Source organism: Burkholderia contaminans (assembly GCF_029633825.1).
Classification (GTDB): Bacteria; Pseudomonadota; Gammaproteobacteria; order Burkholderiales; family Burkholderiaceae; genus Burkholderia; species Burkholderia contaminans.
Map to the genome: position 1 here is coordinate 1,723,014 of NZ_CP090640.1, position 17,523 is coordinate 1,740,536.

General features: G+C 67.0%; 14 protein-coding genes. 11 read left to right on the forward strand and 3 right to left on the reverse strand.

Going from position 1 to position 17,523, the window contains the following annotated elements; translation table 11 throughout:
- Window positions 1-105 precede the first annotated feature (105 nt).
- From leuS to LXE91_RS08090, 5 genes are all read left to right on the forward strand, one after another.
- Entirely contained in the window at window positions 106-2,700 is a 2,595-nt protein-coding gene (gene leuS, locus LXE91_RS08070) for a leucine--tRNA ligase (RefSeq protein ID WP_046543647.1), read from the forward strand.
- 39 nt (window positions 2,701-2,739) lie between these two features.
- Window positions 2,740-3,294 (forward strand): LPS-assembly lipoprotein LptE, encoded by a 555-nt coding sequence (locus LXE91_RS08075; protein WP_039361502.1) that lies wholly within the window; start codon window positions 2,740-2,742, stop codon window positions 3,292-3,294.
- Between the two features lie 18 nt (window positions 3,295-3,312).
- The gene (gene holA, locus LXE91_RS08080; protein WP_039361500.1) at window positions 3,313-4,407 is read left to right on the forward strand and encodes a DNA polymerase III subunit delta; all 1,095 of its coding nucleotides are present in this window, start codon (window positions 3,313-3,315) and stop codon (window positions 4,405-4,407) included.
- A 138-nt stretch (window positions 4,408-4,545) separates the two neighbouring features.
- Window positions 4,546-5,817, forward strand: a complete 1,272-nt coding sequence (locus LXE91_RS08085; protein WP_039361497.1) for a glutamate-5-semialdehyde dehydrogenase — start codon at window positions 4,546-4,548, stop codon at window positions 5,815-5,817.
- 19 nt (window positions 5,818-5,836) lie between these two features.
- Window positions 5,837-6,259: a CopD family protein gene (locus LXE91_RS08090; RefSeq protein ID WP_011350935.1), complete on the forward strand. Its 423-nt coding sequence runs from the start codon at window positions 5,837-5,839 to the stop codon at window positions 6,257-6,259.
- Between the two features lie 106 nt (window positions 6,260-6,365).
- Here LXE91_RS08090 and LXE91_RS08095 read toward each other — a convergent pair whose 3' ends face one another.
- A complete protein-coding gene (locus LXE91_RS08095; RefSeq protein WP_039361495.1) occupies window positions 6,366-7,214 on the reverse strand; it encodes a MurR/RpiR family transcriptional regulator in 849 nt (282 codons plus the stop codon).
- 282 nt (window positions 7,215-7,496) lie between these two features.
- On the opposite strand from LXE91_RS08095, the gene edd reads away from it, so the two are divergent.
- The 4 genes from edd (at window position 7,497) to LXE91_RS08115 (ending at window position 12,409) form a co-directional block, all read left to right on the forward strand.
- Window positions 7,497-9,353: a phosphogluconate dehydratase gene (edd, locus tag LXE91_RS08100; RefSeq protein WP_039361493.1), complete on the forward strand. Its 1,857-nt coding sequence runs from the start codon at window positions 7,497-7,499 to the stop codon at window positions 9,351-9,353.
- Window positions 9,354-9,372: 19 nt separating this feature from the next.
- Entirely contained in the window at window positions 9,373-9,999 is a 627-nt protein-coding gene (gene eda / locus LXE91_RS08105) for a bifunctional 4-hydroxy-2-oxoglutarate aldolase/2-dehydro-3-deoxy-phosphogluconate aldolase (protein ID WP_039361491.1), read from the forward strand.
- A gap of 531 nt (window positions 10,000-10,530) precedes the next feature.
- Window positions 10,531-11,892: a GntP family permease gene (locus LXE91_RS08110; RefSeq protein ID WP_039361489.1), complete on the forward strand. Its 1,362-nt coding sequence runs from the start codon at window positions 10,531-10,533 to the stop codon at window positions 11,890-11,892.
- Window positions 11,893-11,905: 13 nt separating this feature from the next.
- Window positions 11,906-12,409: a gluconokinase gene (locus LXE91_RS08115; RefSeq protein ID WP_039361487.1), complete on the forward strand. Its 504-nt coding sequence runs from the start codon at window positions 11,906-11,908 to the stop codon at window positions 12,407-12,409.
- Window positions 12,410-12,487: 78 nt separating this feature from the next.
- On the opposite strand, the gene LXE91_RS08120 is transcribed toward LXE91_RS08115, so the two are convergent.
- Window positions 12,488-13,135 (reverse strand): TetR/AcrR family transcriptional regulator, encoded by a 648-nt coding sequence (locus LXE91_RS08120; RefSeq protein ID WP_039361485.1) that lies wholly within the window; start codon window positions 13,133-13,135, stop codon window positions 12,488-12,490.
- Between the two features lie 276 nt (window positions 13,136-13,411).
- Between LXE91_RS08120 and LXE91_RS08125 the strand changes: the two genes are divergently transcribed.
- The gene (locus tag LXE91_RS08125) at window positions 13,412-14,833 is read left to right on the forward strand and encodes an NAD(P)/FAD-dependent oxidoreductase (protein WP_039361483.1); all 1,422 of its coding nucleotides are present in this window, start codon (window positions 13,412-13,414) and stop codon (window positions 14,831-14,833) included.
- A gap of 78 nt (window positions 14,834-14,911) precedes the next feature.
- Here LXE91_RS08125 and purB read toward each other — a convergent pair whose 3' ends face one another.
- Window positions 14,912-16,300, reverse strand: coding sequence for an adenylosuccinate lyase (purB, locus tag LXE91_RS08130; RefSeq protein WP_039361481.1), 1,389 nt, complete (start codon window positions 16,298-16,300; stop codon window positions 14,912-14,914).
- Window positions 16,301-16,531: 231 nt separating this feature from the next.
- On the opposite strand from purB, the gene LXE91_RS08135 reads away from it, so the two are divergent.
- On the forward strand, window positions 16,532-17,485 hold the full coding sequence (locus LXE91_RS08135; RefSeq protein WP_039361477.1) for a LysR substrate-binding domain-containing protein: 954 nt from the start codon (window positions 16,532-16,534) through the stop codon (window positions 17,483-17,485).
- Window positions 17,486-17,523: the final 38 nt, after the last annotated feature.

The window sequence follows — 17,523 nt, forward strand, 5'->3', positions numbered from 1 at the left end:
CAGGTCCGCAACAGCGAACCTGCATGTCCGCCGGGCAAGCACGATTTTCGATCCACTCCTGCGCGCGCGCCGTCGCGTCGCTTAAAGCCTAGTCCGAACCACACCATGCACGAGAGATACGTACCCGCCGACGTCGAAGCCGCCGCCCAGGGCGACTGGCGCGCAGCCGATGCCTACAAGACGCAGGAAGATTCGCAGAAGCCGAAGTTCTACTGCGTGTCGATGCTGCCGTACCCGTCCGGCAAGCTGCACATGGGTCACGTGCGCAACTACACGATCAACGACGTGATGTACCGCTATCTGCGGATGAACGGCTACAACACGCTGATGCCGATGGGCTGGGACGCATTCGGGATGCCGGCCGAGAACGCCGCGATGGCGAACGGCGTGCCGCCCGCGAAGTGGACCTACGACAACATCGACTACATGAAGGGCCAGATGCAGTCGATGGGCCTCGCGATCGACTGGTCGCGCGAAATCGCGACGTGCAAGCCCGACTACTACAAGTGGAACCAGTGGCTGTTCCTGAAGATGCTCGAGAAGGGCATCGCGTACAAGAAGACGGGCACCGTGAACTGGGACCCGGTCGACCAGACCGTGCTCGCGAACGAGCAGGTGATCGACGGCCGCGGCTGGCGTTCGGGCGCGCTCGTCGAGAAGCGCGAGATCCCGATGTACTACCTGCGTATCACGCAGTACGCGGATGAGCTGCTGAACGACCTCGACGGCCTCGGCTGGCCCGAGCGCGTGAAGATCATGCAGCAGAACTGGATCGGCAAGAGCTTCGGCGTGAACTTCGGCTTCCCGTATGAACTCGACGGCGAGAAGAAGCTGCTGCGCGTGTTCACGACGCGTGCCGACACGATCATGGGCGTCACGTTCTGCGCGATCGCGGCCGAGCATCCGCTCGCCACGCGCCTTGCCCAGGACAAGCCCGAGCTGCTCGCGTTCATCGACGAATGCAAGCGCGGCGGCGTCGCCGAGGCCGACGTCGCGACGATGGAGAAGAAGGGCGTCGCGACGGGCTTCTCGGTCACGCACCCGCTCACCGGCGAGCCGGTCGAGGTGTGGATCGGCAACTACGTGCTGATGAGCTATGGCGAAGGCGCGGTGATGGGCGTGCCGGGCCACGACGAGCGCGATTTCGCGTTCGCGAAGAAATACGGCCTGCCGATCAAGCAGGTGATCTCGGCCGAAGGCCAGCAGTACTCGCTCGACGCATGGCAGGAGTGGTACGGCGACAAGGAAACGGCCGTCTGCGTGAACAGCGGCAAGTACGACGGCCTGCGCTATACGGATGCGGTCGACGCGGTCGCGGCCGACCTGAAGGCCGGCGGCTTCGGCGACAAGCAGGTCACGTGGCGCCTGCGCGACTGGGGCGTGTCGCGCCAGCGCTACTGGGGCACGCCGATCCCGATCATCCACTGCCCGTCGTGCGGCGACGTGCCGGTGCCCGAGCAGGATCTGCCCGTCGTGCTGCCGGAGGACCTCGTGCCGGACGGCTCGGGCAACCCGCTCGCGAAGTCGGAAGCGTTCCTGAATTGCGCGTGCCCGAAGTGCGGCGCGGCAGCCAAGCGTGAAACCGACACGATGGACACCTTCGTCGATTCGTCGTGGTACTTCTCGCGCTACACGGCGCCGGACGCCGAGACGATGGTCGACGCGCGCACCGACTACTGGATGCCGATGGATCAGTACATCGGCGGCATCGAGCACGCGATCCTGCACCTGCTGTATTCGCGCTTCTGGACCAAGGTGATGCGCGACCTCGGCCTCGTGAAGTTCGGCGAGCCGGCGAAGAACCTGCTCACGCAGGGCATGGTGCTGAACGAGACGTGCTACCGCGAAGACGCTTCCGGCAAGAAGACCTGGTACAACCCGCTCGACGTGACGGTCACGCACGACGACAAGGGCCGCCCGGTCGGCGCGACGCTGAACGCGGACGGCCAGCCGGTCGTGCTCGGCGGCATCGAGAAGATGTCGAAGTCGAAGAACAACGGTGTCGATCCGCAGCTGTTGATCGACCAGTACGGCGCGGATACCGCGCGCCTGTTCACGATGTTCGCCGCGCCGCCCGAGCAGCAGCTCGAGTGGTCGGGTGCGGGCGTCGAAGGCGCGAGCCGCTTCCTGCGCCGCGTGTGGAGCTTCGGTGCGACGAACCGCGAAGCGCTCGCCGCGCGCGCGGGCTTCGATGCGGCCGCGCTCGGCGAAGCCGACAAGGCGCTGCGCCGCGAGATCTACAGCGTGCTGAAGCAGGCCGATTTCGACTACCAGCGCCTGCAATACAACACGGTCGTGTCCGCTGCGATGAAGATGCTGAACGCGATCGACGGCGCGAAGGGCGCGACGCCCGGCGTGCTGCGTGAAACGTACGGCGTGCTGCTGCGCGTGCTGTACCCGGTCGTGCCGCACGTCACGTTCGAGCTGTGGAAGGCGCTGGGCTACGCGGAAGAATTCGGCCCGCTGCTCGACGCACCGTGGCCGAAGGTCGACGAGGCCGCGCTCGAGCAGGCCGAGATCGAACTCGTCCTGCAGGTGAACGGCAAGGTGCGCGGCGCGCTGAAGGTGGCGAAGGACGCGAGCCGCGAGGCGATCGAAGCCGCGGCGGTGGCCGACGACGCGTTCGCGAAGTTCAGCGAAGGCAAGCCGGCGAAGAAGATCGTCGTCGTGCCGGGCCGCCTCGTGAACATCGTCGTCTGACGGCCGCTGGCCGTCGGGACTACCCCAGAAGGAGCGAAGGTGATCCGCAGATCGTTTTTGATGCTCGCTGTCGGCAGCGCGGTTGCGCTGTCGGCATGCGGCTTCCAGTTGCGCGGCCAGCAGGACTACGCGTTCAAGCACCTGCTGATCGCCGGCGCGCCGGCGCCGGTGGAGGCGCGTCTCGTGCGCCTCGTCGAGGCCGGCAGCGACACGAAGATCGTCAAGTCGGCGGACGACGCCGACGCCGTGCTGCGCATGTGGGAATCGCGCGGGCAGAACACGCTGACGCTCAACAAGTACGGCTCCGCGCAGGAATATGCGCTGTTCTACACGCTGAACTACACGCTGACGAGCAAGGACGGCACGGTGCTGATCCCGCCGAGCGCGATCGCGCTGAACCGCGCGATGACGTACAGCGACCAGTACACGAACGCGAAGGCGCAGGAAGCCGACATCCTTTACGGCGACATGCAGAACGACGCGGTCGACCAACTGATGCGGCGTCTCGCGATCGTCCATTCGCTGACGCCGGCGCCGGAAGACGTGGTACCGGGCGTCGCACCGCGCGCGCCGTTGCCGCCGCCGCCGCTCTGATCGACGGCGCACGTATCGATGCAACTGCGACTTGATGCGCTGGAGCCGCACCTCGCGAAGGGGTTGGCCGGGCTCTATACCGTCTACGGCGACGAGCCGCTGCTCGCGCAGGAAGCGTGCGACCGCATTCGTGCGGCCGCACGCGCGGCCGGCTTCACCGAGCGTTCGGTGCATACGGTCGAGCGCGGCTTCGACTGGAGTGTGCTGCTCGGCGCGACCCAGGCGATGTCGCTGTTCGGCGAGCGCCAGCTGATCGAGCTGCGCATTCCGTCGGGCAAGCCCGGCAAGGAAGGCGCCGATGCGTTGAAGACGCTCGCGGCCACGCCGAACCCCGACGCGCTGATGCTCGTCACGCTGCCGCGTCTCGATGCGGCCACGCAGAAATCGGCATGGTTCACCGCGCTGCAGAACGGCGGCGTCGCGCTGAAGATCGATCCGGTCGACCGCGCGCAACTGCCGAACTGGATCGGCCAGCGCCTCGCGATGCAGGGCCAGCGCGCTGCGCCCGGCGAGGACGGGCGGCGCGCGCTGCAGTTCATCGCCGAGCGCGTCGAAGGCAACCTGCTCGCCGCACACCAGGAAATCCAGAAGCTCGGGCTGCTGTATCCGCAGGGTGCACTGTCGTTCGAGCAGGTGCACGACGCGGTGCTGAACGTCGCGCGTTACGACGTCTTCAAGCTGAACGAAGCCATGCTCGCCGGCGACGCCGCGCGGCTCGCGCGGATGATCGACGGGCTGAAGGGCGAGGGCGAGGCGATCGTGCTCGTGATGTGGGCCGTCGTCGAGGAATTGCGCACGCTGCTGCGGATCAAGCGCGGTACGACGGCCGGCAAGCCGCTCGCGACGCTGCTGCGCGAGAACCGCGTGTGGGGGCCGCGTGAGCGGCTGATCGGCCCCGCGCTGAATCGCGTGTCCGAAGCCGTGCTCGAGAAGGCGCTCGCGTTTGCCGCGAAGCTCGACCGTCAGGTCAAGGGGCTCACGGCCGTCACGCCGGGGCGCCGCACGCAGGACGAACCGCCGCCCGATCCGTGGGACGGGCTGTTCCAGCTCGCGATGACGGTGGCCGGTGCCCGCGGCGAGCGACCGCCGACCGCGGGGCGCGTGCGACGCTAAGTCCCGTTCGGGCCTTCAGCGCGCGCTGCGCAACCCGCTTACAATGTTTCGATAGCTGGCGCGGCTCTCCGGCCGCCGCCGCTCACGCTTCCCCACGAATTCATGCCGCCCAGCGCGGCGCGCTTCTCGAGTCACACGATGGATATCGATCAGTACATGACCGACCTGGGCCGTCGCGCCCGGCACGCTTCCCGCGCGATGGCGCGCGCCAGCACGGCGGCGAAGAACGCGGCGCTCGACGCCGTGGCGAGCGCGATCGAACGCGACGCGCAGGTGCTGAAGGATGCGAATGCACGCGATGTCGCCCGTGCCCGTGAAAAGGGGCTGGATGCCGCGTTCGTCGATCGCCTGACGCTGTCGGACAAGGCATTGAAGACGATGGTCGAAGGCTTGCGCCAGGTGGCGTCGCTGGCCGATCCGATCGGCGAGATCAGCAACCTCAAGTACCGCCCGAGCGGCATCCAGGTGGGCCAGATGCGTGTGCCGCTCGGCGTGATCGGCATCATCTACGAATCGCGCCCGAACGTGACGATCGACGCGGCCGCGCTGTGCCTGAAGTCGGGCAATGCGACGATCCTGCGCGGCGGCTCCGAAGCGCTCGAGTCGAACGCGGCGCTCGCGAAGCTGATCGGCGAAGGGCTCGAGGCGGCAGGCCTGCCGCAGGATGCGGTGCAAGTCGTCGCGACGGCCGATCGCGCGGCGGTCGGCAAGCTGATCACGATGACCGAATACGTCGACGTGATCGTGCCGCGCGGCGGCAAGAGCCTGATCGAGCGCCTGATCAACGAGGCGCGCGTGCCGATGATCAAGCACCTCGACGGCATCTGCCACGTGTACGTCGACGATCGCGCCGATCTCGCCAAGGCGCTGACCGTCTGCGACAACGCGAAGACGCACCGCTACGGCACCTGCAACACGATGGAGACGCTGCTCGTGTCGAGCGGTATCGCGGCAACGCTGCTGCCGCCGCTCGGCAAGCTGTATCGCGACAAGCAGGTCGAGCTGCGCGTCGATGCGGCCGCGCGCGCGGTGCTCGCCGATGCGGGCGTCGGTCCGCTCGTCGACGCCACCGAGGAAGACTGGCACACCGAGTATCTCGCGCCGGTGCTCGCGATCAAGGTCGTCGACGGCCTCGACGCCGCGATCGAGCACATCAACCATTACGGCTCGCACCACACGGATGCGATCGTCACCGAGGATCACGACCGCGCGATGCGCTTCCTGCGCGAAGTCGATTCGGCGAGCGTGATGGTCAACGCGTCGACGCGTTTCGCGGACGGCTTCGAGTTCGGCCTCGGCGCGGAAATCGGCATCTCGAACGACAAGCTGCACGCACGCGGCCCCGTCGGCCTGGAAGGGCTGACGTCGCTGAAGTACGTCGTGCTCGGACACGGCGAAGGCCGCCAGTAAACAGCGAGGCACACAACCGATGGCGATGCTCTGGGTCAAGACGTTCCATATCGTTCTGATCGCCGCGTGGTTTGCAGGGTTGTTCTACCTGCCGCGCATCTACGTGAACCTGGCCATGGAAACCGATCCGGCCGCCGTGCGTCGCCTGCTGCTGATGGCGCGCAAGCTGTTCCGCTTCATGACGATGATCGCGGTGCCGGCGCTGGCCTGCGGGCTGTGGCTCTGGCTGTCGATCGGCATCGGGCAGGGGCAGGGCTGGATTCACGCGAAGGTGACGGTCGTGCTGCTGCTCATCGTCTATCACGCGTATTGCGGGCACCTGCTGCGGGTGTTCGAGCGTGGCGAGAACCGCCGCACCGACAAGTGGTATCGCGTGTTCAACGAGCTGCCGGTGCTCGGCATGCTCGCGGCGGTCGCGCTGGTCGTGATCAAGCCGTTCTGAGCGACATCGCCGGCGAGGTTGCCGGCGCTGCCTGATTCGCAACGGCGCCCCGCGGGGCGCCGTTTGTCGTTTACGGTTCGTGCGCGCGATCGGCGCGGGCGTCTGCTCAATCCTTCGTGCCGTCGTCGATCCGGCGGCGCGTGATCGCCTCCTTCGCACGGCCGACCCGTTCCATCAGCGCGGGGCCGCGTGACAGCGCGACGCCGACCGCGAGGATGTCGCCGATCGCGAGATGCGACATCCGCGACGTCATCGGCGAGAACACGTCCGTTTCTTCCGCCACGTTCGACGCGAGACTCACCGTTGCGAGCTTCGCGAGCGGCGAATGGCTCTGCGTGATTGCGACGACCTTCGCGCCGCACGCGAGCGCGGAGCGTGCGGCATCGACGATGTCGCGTGTGCGGCCGGTGTTCGAGATCGCGACGACGACGTCGTGCGGGCCGAGCAGCGCCGACGACATCGAGAACGTGTGCGGATCCGAATACGCGACGCTCGGCACGCCCAGCCGGAAGAACTTGTGCTGGATGTCCTGCGCGGCGATGCCCGAGCCGCCGGCGCCGTAGAACTCGATCCGCGACGCGTTCGACAGCAGCCCGATCGCCTCGGCGACGCTGCCGGCGGACAGGCTGTTGCGCACCTCGATCAGTGCGCCGATCGTGCGGTCGAACACCTTGCCGATGATGCCGGGCGCCGGTTCGTCGGGCTCGACGTCGCGATAGACCGATGACACGCCCGGCGCGACGCTCTGCGCGAGCCGGATCTTGAATTCGCGAAAGCCGCTGCAGCCGAGCGCCTGGCAGAAGCGGGCGATCGTCGGCTGGCTGACGCCCGCGCGCGTCGACAGCTCGGTCATCGCGAGGTCGAGCACCTCGCGCGGCGCGGCGAGGATGTAGTCGGCGAGCTTGCGCTCGGACGGGCGCAACTCGGTGCGGATCGCTTCAATGCGGGGCAGCATGGGGAGGCAGGCGGAAATCGGGTTCGGATGAGCGAGTGTATCGCAATCGAATTGTAGAAAATCTACATGAAAATACTAGCGTGGGCGTAATGCTTTTAGTGAGGCTGGTTAGGGTTTTTACTAGGTATCGCCATACTGGTAGCGGGAATAAGGGTTGCGGGCCACTGATTCCACATTGCGTGCTTGTAGTTTTTCTACTAGACTGGCTTCGTTCTGTCGACGTGTTCGACCGTCCCCACGATTCCAACCGCCGGTGTCGGCCGGCATACAGGAGCGCCCAGCATGACGTCGCTGCACCCCACTCTGGCGAAGGTCACCGAACGCGTGATCGCCCGCAGCCAATCGACCCGTTCCGCCTATCTGCAGCGCATCGACGGCGCGCAGGGCAAGTTCCCGGCGCGCGGCGCGCTGTCGTGCGCGAACCTCGCGCACGGTTTCGCCGGCCTCGAGGGTAACGACAAGTTCTCGATCAAGGCGATCCGCGAGCCGAACATCGGCATCGTGTCCTCATACAACGAGATGCTGTCCGCGCATGCGCCGTACAAGGATTTCCCCGAGATCATCAAGGCGGCCGCACGCGAGAACGGCGGCGTCGCGCAGTTCGCGGGCGGCGTGCCCGCGATGTGCGACGGCGTCACGCAGGGCAACCCGGGGATGGAGCTGTCGCTGTTCTCGCGCGAGGCGATCGCGATGGGCACGGCCATCGCGCTCACGCACAACATGTTCGACGCGGCGCTCTGCCTCGGCATCTGCGACAAGATCGTGCCGGGCCTGCTGATCGGCGCGCTGCAGTTCGGCCACCTGCCGACGATCTTCGTGCCGGCCGGCCCGATGACGAGCGGCCTGTCGAACGACGACAAGGCGAAGATCCGCCAGCAGTTCGCGACCGGCCAGGTTGGCCGCGACGCGCTGCTCGAAGCCGAATCGGCCGCGTATCACGGCCACGGAACCTGCACGTTCTACGGCACCGCGAACAGCAACCAGATGCTGATGGAGCTGATGGGCCTGCACCTGCCGGGCTCGGCTTTCGTCCATCCGCACACACCGCTGCGTACCGCGCTGACGGCCGAGGCCGCGCGCCGCGTGCTCGACCTGACCGTCGAGCGCGGCCACTACACGCCGATCGGTCACGTGATCGACGAGAAGGCGATCGTCAACGGGATCGTCGCGCTGCTCGCGACGGGCGGCTCGACCAACCACACGCTGCACCTCGTCGCGATTGCGCGCGCGGCCGGCATCCTGATCGACTGGAACGATTTCGACGAACTGTCGGCGGTCGTGCCGCTGCTCGCGAAGATCTACCCGAACGGCAAGGCCGACGTGAACCATTTCCACGCGGCGGGCGGTGTCGCGTTCCTGGTGCGCAACCTGCTCGAAGGCGGGCTGCTGCACGAGGACGTGACGACGGTCGCCGGCAAGGGTCTCGCGCACTACACGAAGGAGCCGAAGCTGATCGACGGCAAGCTGACGTGGGTCGACGGCGCGGCCGAGAGCCACGACACGAAGGTGCTGCGCGGCATTCGCGACCCGTTCCAGCCGGACGGTGGCCTGCGCCTGATGCAGGGCCGCCTCGGCCGCGGCGTGATCAAGATTTCGGCGGTCGCGCCCGAGCACCGCAAGGTGACGGCGCCCGCGATCGTGTTCGATTCGCAGGAAGCCGTGCAGGAAGCATTCGATCGCGGCGAGCTGAAGCGCGATTTCGTCGCGGTGGTGCGCTTCCAGGGCGCGCGCGCGAACGGCATGCCCGAGCTGCACCGTTTGACGCCGCTGCTCGGCGTGCTGCAGGATCAGGGCTTCCACGTCGCGCTGGTCACCGACGGCCGCATGTCGGGTGCGTCGGGCAAGGTGCCGGCCGTGATCCACGTGTCGCCGGAAGCGTTGCTGGCCGGCCCGCTCGGCAAGGTGAAGACGGGCGATACGCTCGTGATCGACGCGGAAGCCGGCGTGCTCGACATCGAGGTCGACGCCGCCGAGTGGCAGGCGCGCCTGGTCGCGCAGCCGCTGCACCAGGCCGAGAACGAGGTCGGTTTCGGGCGTGAACTGTTCGGCGTGTTCCGCGCGGCCGCCGCGCCGGCCGAGCAGGGCGCATCGGTTTTTGGCGCGCTGGTCGGCGAAACGGCCGCCCACGTCGCCGCATGAATTTCAAGGAGCCAATTCAATGAAGACGATTGCTGAAATCGTGAAGCTGGGCCCGGTCATTCCGGTGCTCGCATTCGACTCGGTCGAGCAGGGCGAACACGTGTCGCGTGCGCTGCACGCAGGCGGCGTGAAGGTGCTCGAGATCACGTTGCGCACGCCGGCCGGCCTGGAAGCGATCCAGCGCGCCAGCCAGCTCGCGGACGACATCGTCGTCGGCGTCGGCACGATCACGAAGCCCGAGCATTGCGAGCAGGCGAAGCGCGCGGGCGCGAAGTTCGGCGTGTCGCCGGGCCTGACGAAGGAGCTGCACCTCGCGTCGCTCGACGCGGACCTGCCGCTGCTGCCGGGCGTGATGACGCCGAGCGACATCATCCAGGCGCTCGAATTCGGCTACGAGATCGTGAAGTTCTTCCCCGCGCAGCAGGCGGGCGGCGTGCCGATGCTGCAGGCGTTCCACGGCCCGTTCCCGGCGCTGAAGTTCTGCCCGACCGGCGGCATCACGGTCGAAACGGCGCCGAATTTCCTGAAACTGCCGAACGTCGTGTGCGTCGGCGGCTCGTGGCTCACGCCGAAAGCCGCGCTCGCCGCGCAGGACTGGGCCGAAGTCACGCGCCTGGCGCAAGCCGCGAGCCAGCTTCCCCGTTAAGACTTGTACGAGATGATAAGGGCCTGTTCGCGCCAGTAACGGGCTTGCGAACGAGCCTCTCCGCCCGTCCCCCAAGGGGACTTCCTTTGGGCGCGTGCAAGGAGTGAGGAGCGCCGTTTGGCCGAGCCAAACAAGCGACGAACGACGCCGCAATGTGGGCGGAGAGGCTCGTTCCCCTGTTTATGGAACAATCAATCGTCGGGCTGGCCGCCAGAAGGGCCGATCGCGGCGTCATGCGCCTTGCGAATACGTCGAGTATTCGCTTCGTCGCATTCCTTGCGCTCGGCCCTTCTGGCGGCCAGCGCAAACCCGTTACTGGCGCGAACAGGCCCTTAACCCTCGGAAAGCGAGCCTTAGTGCTTGTTTTGCCGAGGGTTTTTGCTGATGGAACCGGTTCTATCCGCGGACCGTAAAGATAAGTAAAATTCAGCGTCCTGACGGGGTGGGTACCCCCCGTGTTTCGGAGACCTGCATAGCCGGGCATACTCGCAACAACTCGCCCGGTTCGAACAATTCTAGGAGGAGTGCCACATGGGGGCTGTCCAAGGCAGCATGCTGCTCGTATTCACGCTGATCGCGATTGCCGCGCTGATCCTGATGATCGCGCGCTTCAAGATCTACCCGTTCCTGGTGCTGATCATCGTTTCGCTCGGCTTGGGCCTGGTCGTCGGCATGCCGATGGACAAGATCGTCAAGTCGTTCGAGACGGGCACCGGCGGTACGCTCGGCCACATCGCGATCGTCGTCGGCCTCGGCACGATGCTCGGCAAGATGATGGCCGAATCGGGCGGCGCCGAACGGATCGCGACCACGCTGATCGACTGGTTCGGTGAAAAGAACATCCACTGGGCGATGATGTTCGTCGCGATCATCGTCGGCCTGCCGGTGTTCTTCGAAGTCGGCTTCGTGCTGCTGATCCCGATCGCGTTCAACGTCGCGAAGCGCACCGGCAAGTCGCTGCTCGTCGTCGGCCTGCCGATGGTGGCCGGCCTGTCCGTCGTGCACGGGCTGATCCCGCCGCACCCGGCCGCGCTGCTGGCCGTCCAGCAATACGGCGCCGATATCGGCAAGACGATCGCGCTCGGCCTCGTCGTCGGCGTGCCGACCGCGATCATCGCGGGCCCGCTGTTCGCACTGACGATCTCCAAGTTCGTGAAGCTGCCGGAAAATAATCCGCTCGCCGCGCAGTTCGTCGATACGAACACCGACGGCCGCAAGCGCGAACTGCCGAGCTTCGGCATCACGCTGTTCACGATCCTGCTGCCCGTCGTGCTGATGCTGGTCGGCAGCTGGGCCGACCTGGTGTTCACGCCGAAGTCGCTGCCGAACAACCTGCTGCGCTTCGCCGGCAACTCCGACGTTGCGCTGCTGATCGCCGTGCTGGTCAGCTTCTGGACCTTCGGCGCGAAGCAGGGCTTCAACCGCGACCAGATCCAGAAGTTCTGCAGCGAGTGCCTGGCGCCGATCGCCGGGATCACGCTGATCGTCGGCGCGGGCGGCGGCTTCGGCGGCGTCCTGCGCGACAGCGGGATCTCGCAGCAGATCGTCGAGACCGCGAAGCACGCCAACCTGTCGCCGCTGCTGCTCGGCTGGTTCGTCGCGGCGCTGATGCGTCTCGCGACGGGTTCGGCGACGGTCGCGATGACGACGGCCTGCGGCATCGTCGCGCCGATCGCGGCGGCGTCGGGCGCGTCGGTCCGGCCGGAGCTGCTCGTGCTCGCGACCGGCTCGGGCTCGCTGATCTTCTCGCACGTGAACGACGGCGGCTTCTGGCTGATCAAGGAATATTTCGGGATGACGGTGGGCCAGACCTTCAAGACCTGGTCGCTGCTCGAAACCATCATCTCGGTGCTCGGTCTGAGCTTTACGCTGCTGCTGAGCTTGGTTCTGTAACAAGGGGTAGTCAATGATTCTGATCGCAATGGGCGTGTCGGGCGCGGGCAAGTCGCTGATCGGCGAAATGCTGGCGGAACGCCTGTCGTGCAGCTATACCGATGGCGACGCGTTTCACAGCGCGGCGAACAAGGAAAAGATGCACAACGGCATTCCGCTGACCGATGAAGACCGCTGGCCGTGGCTGCGCACGATCCGCGCGGCCATCGAGGAAAAGCAGCGCGCGGGCGAAACGGCCGTGTTCACGTGCTCGTCGCTGAAGCGGTCGTACCGCGACGTGCTGCGCGGCACCGACACCGACGTGCGGTTCGTGTATCTGAAGGGCTCGTTCGAGGTGTTGCAGGAGCGCCTGAAGAGCCGCACCGGCCATTTCTTCGATCCGTCGCTGCTGAAGAGCCAGCTCGACACGCTCGAGGAGCCGGGCCCGGACGAAGCGATCGAGGTCAGCATCGAGCTGACGCCCGAACAGATCGTCGATCAGGTCATGCTGAAGATCGGCATCGCGCAGCAGCACTGAGCGCGGTTCGCGGCAATCGTCATGAAAAAGGCGCCTTCGGGCGCCTTTTTCGTTGGCGGCTCGTCGGTCCCGAGCCGGTCACGCCGCGCGTGCCTGCTTCGCGATGCCGTCGAGCAGCACGTCGAGCATCGTGTCGTGCACGGCGGTCGGATCGAGCTGCGCATAGAGCGGGGCGGCCGCCTTGACGAGCGGATGCGCGGTGTCTGACAACGCTTCCATCTCCGCGAGCTCGACGTCGTTCGCGGCGCGCGTGAGGCCGCCGGCTTCGGCCGCGGCCAGCCCGATCACGCTCGCATACCAGCCGACGCATACCGACGGCAGTGCCGCGCGCGGGATGCCGGCGTCGGCCAGCGCGCGATGCACGGCCTCGATGTGCGCGAGATCGGCCGGCCCGGTACTCATGTGCCGCTGCAGCAGCGCGAACGCGGCCGGGTAGCGCAGCGCGAGCGCGCGGTACTGGCGGGCGAGGTCGCGCAGCCGTTCGCGCCACGGCAGCGCGGCATCGACCGGCACGAGCGAGCGCGACAGCGCATTCGCGATCGCCCGGCTCAGGCCTTCCTTCGACTTGAAGTGGTACAGCACGCTCATCGGGTCGCAGCCGATCGACTGCGCGAGCTTGCGCACGCTGAACGCGGCTTCGCCGACGTCTTCGAGCAGCGCGAGTGCGGCCGCGACGATCGCATCCTTGTCGAGGCCGCGCGGGCCCTGGGCGGGTTTGTCTTTCATCGATGCGGGCTGGCGTGTCGGTGCGACACCGGCTGTAAACTTGACGAAAGCTTATTCTACACTGTAGAATTATTTCTGCGGTGTAGAAATTGGGTGTCCCGGCACCTTTCAATACGTGCTTTCGCACAGTCCGGGATCCAGGCGGCACGAGCGTGCCCGCCGTCAACACGGGCCATCGCGCCTCTTTTCTCGTTGACACCCATGTGGAACCGGCTGCCCCACCCGCGAAGCCAGAAGGCTCTTCGACAGGCGGCCTAAGACCATGCAAGTGCAATCATGACTTCCGATAACACACCCCTGATCCAGGGCGAATCGCGTTTCGAACAAACGCAACTGAACATCGAAAAGGACAACTGGAACTGGTGCGACCCGGCCCGCTACGACGGCGAGCGCCCGGCGAACTGGTACGAGGCGTCGCTGTCGCGTCACGCGAACAGCGCGCCGCTCGCGCACGATGCCGTCTGTGACGTGCTCGTGATCGGCGCGGGCCTGCTAGGCGCGTCGGCCGCGCTGCATCTCGCGGAAGCGGGCGTCGACACGATCCTCGTCGACAAGCATCACGTCGGCTCGGCCGCATCGGGCCGCAACGGCGGGCAACTGACACCCGGCCTCGCGCGCTGGGAAGCCGCCGACATGATCGACTACCTGTCGCACGACGACGCGAAGCGGCTGTGGCGCTTTGCGTCGGCCGAATCGATGGACCTGATCGATGCGATCGGCGCACGTTACGCGCTCGAACTCGATCGCAAGCGCGGCCACATTACCGCGGCGGTCCACCCGGGCCACATGAGCGCGTTGCTGGACGGCGCGGATGCACGCCGCCATCTCGGCGACGCGGGCGTGACGCTCGTCGGCCGCCATCAGCTGCATGACGACTACGTGCGCTCGGCGCTGTACCACGGCGCGGCGATCGACGCGCTCGGCGGGCAGATTCATCCGCTCGCGCTGGTGCGCGGCCTCGTGCACGGCTTCCGGCTGAACGGCGGCGCGCTGTTCGAGGGCACCGAGGTGCTCGAGCTCGACGAGACACGGGAGGGCGTCGTCGCGACGACGCCGGGCGGCACGATCACCGCGCGCCGCGGCGTCGTGCTCGCGCTGCACAACACGACGTTCCGGCTGCTCGACGAAGGCGCGGCGACCACGGTGCCGTTCTTTACCTACGTGAGCGTGACGGCGCCGCTGGACGTCGACGTCGCGACGCTGCTGCCGGCCGGCATGCCCGTGTACGACACGCAGTTCCAGATCGACTATTACCGGCCGGTCCGCGGCAACCGCCTGCTGTTCGGCGGGCAGGGCACCGGCAGTTGCTGGGCGCAGCCGGACGTGAACGCGTACCTGCTCACGCGGCTGAACACGGTGTTCCCGCAGCATGACGGCCGGTTCGCGCTCGACTACTGCTGGAGCGGCGTCAGCGACTTCACGCTGAACGGCGCGACCGACAGCCGCAAGACCGACGGCCGCGTGCCGATGTACATGGTGCAGGGCTGGAGCGGCCACGGCGTCGCGCAGACGGTGCGGATCGGCAAGGCGATCTGTGACGATTTCGTCGGACGCAACGACGATTTCTCGATGCTGACCGGCATCGACCATCGCGCGATTCCGCTCGGCCGCCAGCTGTCGCCGATCGCGATTCCCGCCGCGAAGGCCGCGATGAGCGTGATGAGTGCGCTGAATCCGGGGCGGATGATCTCGTTCTGACCGGACTGCGGCAGGCAACAAAAAGCCCGATGCGAATCGCTTCGCATCGGGCTTTTTTACGTCAGGCGACGGCGGTGCTTACGCGATCCGCTTCGCGAGTTCGACGGCTTTGCCGATGTACGACGCCGGCGTCATCGCGAGCAGGCGGTCCTTCGCATCCTGCGGGATCGCCAGCGTGCCGACGAATTCCTGCAGCGCTTCGCGCGTGATGCCCTTGCCGCGCGTCAGTTCCTTCAGCTGCTCGTACGGGTTCTCGATGCCGTAGCGGCGCATCACCGTCTGCACCGGCTCCGCGAGCACTTCCCAGCAGTTGTCGAGATCTTCGTTCAGGCGCTGCGGGTTCACTTCGAGCTTGTCGAGGCCGCGGATCAGCGAGTCGTACGCGAGCAGCGAGTAGCCGAGCGCGACGCCCATGTTGCGCAGCACCGTCGAGTCGGTCAGGTCGCGCTGCCAGCGCGACACCGGCAGCTTGTCGGCGAGGTGGCGCAGCGTCGCGTTCGCGAGACCGAGGTTGCCTTCCGAGTTCTCGAAGTCGATCGGGTTGACCTTGTGCGGCATCGTCGACGAGCCGATCTCGCCGGCCTTCGTCTTCTGCTTGAAGTAGCCGACCGAGATGTAGCCCCACACGTCGCGGTCGAGGTCGAGCAGGATCGTGTTCGCGCGGGCGACCGCGTCGAACAGTTCGGCCATGTAGTCGTGCGGCTCGATCTGGATCGTGTACGGGTTGAACGTGAGCTTCAGGCGGTTTTCGATCACGTCGCGCGAGAACGCTTCCCAGTCGAATTCCGGATACGCGGACAGGTGCGCGTTGAAGTTGCCGACCGCGCCGTTCATCTTGCCGAGGATCTCGACCTTCTCGATGCGCGTGATCGCACGGGCGAGGCGGGCCGCGACGTTCGCGAGTTCCTTGCCGAGCGTCGTCGGGCTGGCCGGCTGGCCGTGCGTGCGCGACAGCATCGGCTGCTCGGCGTGCGCGTGCGCGAGTGCGACGAGGCGCTGGTAGACCGTGCGCAGCGCCGGCAGGATCACGTGTTCGCGCGCGCCGGCGAGCATCATGCCGTGCGACGTGTTGTTGATGTCTTCCGACGTGCACGCGAAGTGGATGAATTCGCTGGCCTTTTCGAGTTCTTCCTGGCCCTTCACCGATTCCTTGAGCCAGTATTCGACGGCCTTCACGTCGTGGTTCGTCACGCGCTCGATGTCCTTGATGCGGGCGGCGTCGTGCGCGGTGAAGCGCTCGGCGAGCTGCAGCAGGAACTGTTCGGACGCATCGGAGAAGCGCGGGACTTCCGCGAAGCCGGCGCGCGACAGCGCGATCAGCCAGTGCACCTCGACGGTGACGCGGTGGCGCATGAAGGCGGCTTCGGAGAGCCAGTCGCGCAGCGCTTCGGTCTTGCTGGCGTAGCGGCCGTCGATGGGCGAAAGCGCGGTGAGGGCGAAAAGCGTATCGGGACGAGTGTCGGACATGATCGGGCGGGCCTTGGGGCCGGGTCGAGCGAGGGGAGGGAGAATCCGGCATTTTACCATCGGCGCGGGACGATCCCGGTCGCGCGCGGCCGGCGGCCGCTGCCGCGTGCGGATACCGCGCCGGCGCCCGTTCGCGGCGGGGCGCCGGGCCGCTCGCCGCGCCGCCGGCCGCGCTCGCCCGCCGGTAGAATGCAGGCTTCTTCCCGACCGCCGCCCGCCGCGCCCGCCTGCATGGAACTGAAATGGCTCGAAGACTTCGTTTCGCTCGCTGAAACGCGCAGCTTTAGCCGGTCCGCCGAGCTGCGGCACGTGTCCCAGCCGGCGTTTTCGCGACGCATCCAGGCGCTCGAGGCGTGGCTCGCGACCGAACTGATCGATCGTTCGGTCTATCCGACGCGGCTCACGCAGGCCGGGCAGATCTTCTACGAACAGGCGCTGACGATGCTGTCGCAGGCGCACGAGGCGCGCACGCTGCTGCGCGGCCACGTCGGCGCGCCGGTGCCGACGATCGAGTTCGCGGTGCCGCACACGCTGTCGCTCACGTATTTCCCGCGCTGGCTGCAGCGGATCGAAGCGAAGATGGGCCAGGTCCACACGCGGCTGCGCGCGCTGAACGTGCACGACGCGGTGCTGTCGCTCGTCGAGGGCGGCTGCGATCTCGTGATGGGCTACCACCACCCGAGCCATCCGGTCGCGCTCGACCCGGCGCGCTACGACATGCTGATCCTCGGCAGCGAGCCGATCAGCCCGTTCTCCGCGCCGGGCCGCGCGGGGCGGCCGCGCTATACGCTGCCCGGCACGGCCGACGCGCGCGTGCCGTACCTGTCGTATACGCCGAACGCGTATCTCGGCCGGATGACGGAAGTCATCGTCGCGAATGCGTCGACGCCGCTGTTCCTCGATCGCGTCTACGAGACCGACATGGCCGAAGGGCTGAAGGCGATGGCGCTCGCGGGCCACGGCATCGCGTTCCTGCCGCACAGTGCGGTCGAGGATGCGGTCGCCGGCGGCCGCCTGATCCGGCTCGACCGGTCGGTGCGTGGCGGCGCGTACCCGTTCACGCTGACGATGGAGATCCGGCTGTACTGCGACAAGCTCGCGCTGCAGGGCGACGATCCGCGCCAGAAGCTCGTGCGAGCGCTGTGGGACGTCGTGCGCGACGAGCTGCGCGAAACCGCGGGTTAACCGCGGGCGGTTAACCGCGACCGCGCGGGTCGGCCGGC

Bases quoted from the DNA above. Each gene is read 5' to 3' on its own strand.
- edd (WP_039361493.1), top strand. From the start codon at position 7,497: ATGACGTCGCTGCACCCCACTCTGGCGAAGGTCACCGAACGCGTGATC.
- LXE91_RS08120 (WP_039361485.1), bottom strand. From the start codon at position 13,135: ATGAAAGACAAACCCGCCCAGGGCCCGCGCGGCCTCGACAAGGATGCG.
- LXE91_RS08135 (WP_039361477.1), top strand. From the start codon at position 16,532: ATGGAACTGAAATGGCTCGAAGACTTCGTTTCGCTCGCTGAAACGCGC.
- LXE91_RS08125 (WP_039361483.1), top strand. From the start codon at position 13,412: ATGACTTCCGATAACACACCCCTGATCCAGGGCGAATCGCGTTTCGAA.
- holA (WP_039361500.1), top strand. From the start codon at position 3,313: ATGCAACTGCGACTTGATGCGCTGGAGCCGCACCTCGCGAAGGGGTTG.
- leuS (WP_046543647.1), top strand. From the start codon at position 106: ATGCACGAGAGATACGTACCCGCCGACGTCGAAGCCGCCGCCCAGGGC.
- LXE91_RS08110 (WP_039361489.1), top strand. From the start codon at position 10,531: ATGGGGGCTGTCCAAGGCAGCATGCTGCTCGTATTCACGCTGATCGCG.
- LXE91_RS08090 (WP_011350935.1), top strand. From the start codon at position 5,837: ATGGCGATGCTCTGGGTCAAGACGTTCCATATCGTTCTGATCGCCGCG.
- purB (WP_039361481.1), bottom strand. From the start codon at position 16,300: ATGTCCGACACTCGTCCCGATACGCTTTTCGCCCTCACCGCGCTTTCG.
- LXE91_RS08095 (WP_039361495.1), bottom strand. From the start codon at position 7,214: ATGCTGCCCCGCATTGAAGCGATCCGCACCGAGTTGCGCCCGTCCGAG.
- LXE91_RS08085 (WP_039361497.1), top strand. From the start codon at position 4,546: ATGGATATCGATCAGTACATGACCGACCTGGGCCGTCGCGCCCGGCAC.
- LXE91_RS08115 (WP_039361487.1), top strand. From the start codon at position 11,906: ATGATTCTGATCGCAATGGGCGTGTCGGGCGCGGGCAAGTCGCTGATC.
- eda (WP_039361491.1), top strand. From the start codon at position 9,373: ATGAAGACGATTGCTGAAATCGTGAAGCTGGGCCCGGTCATTCCGGTG.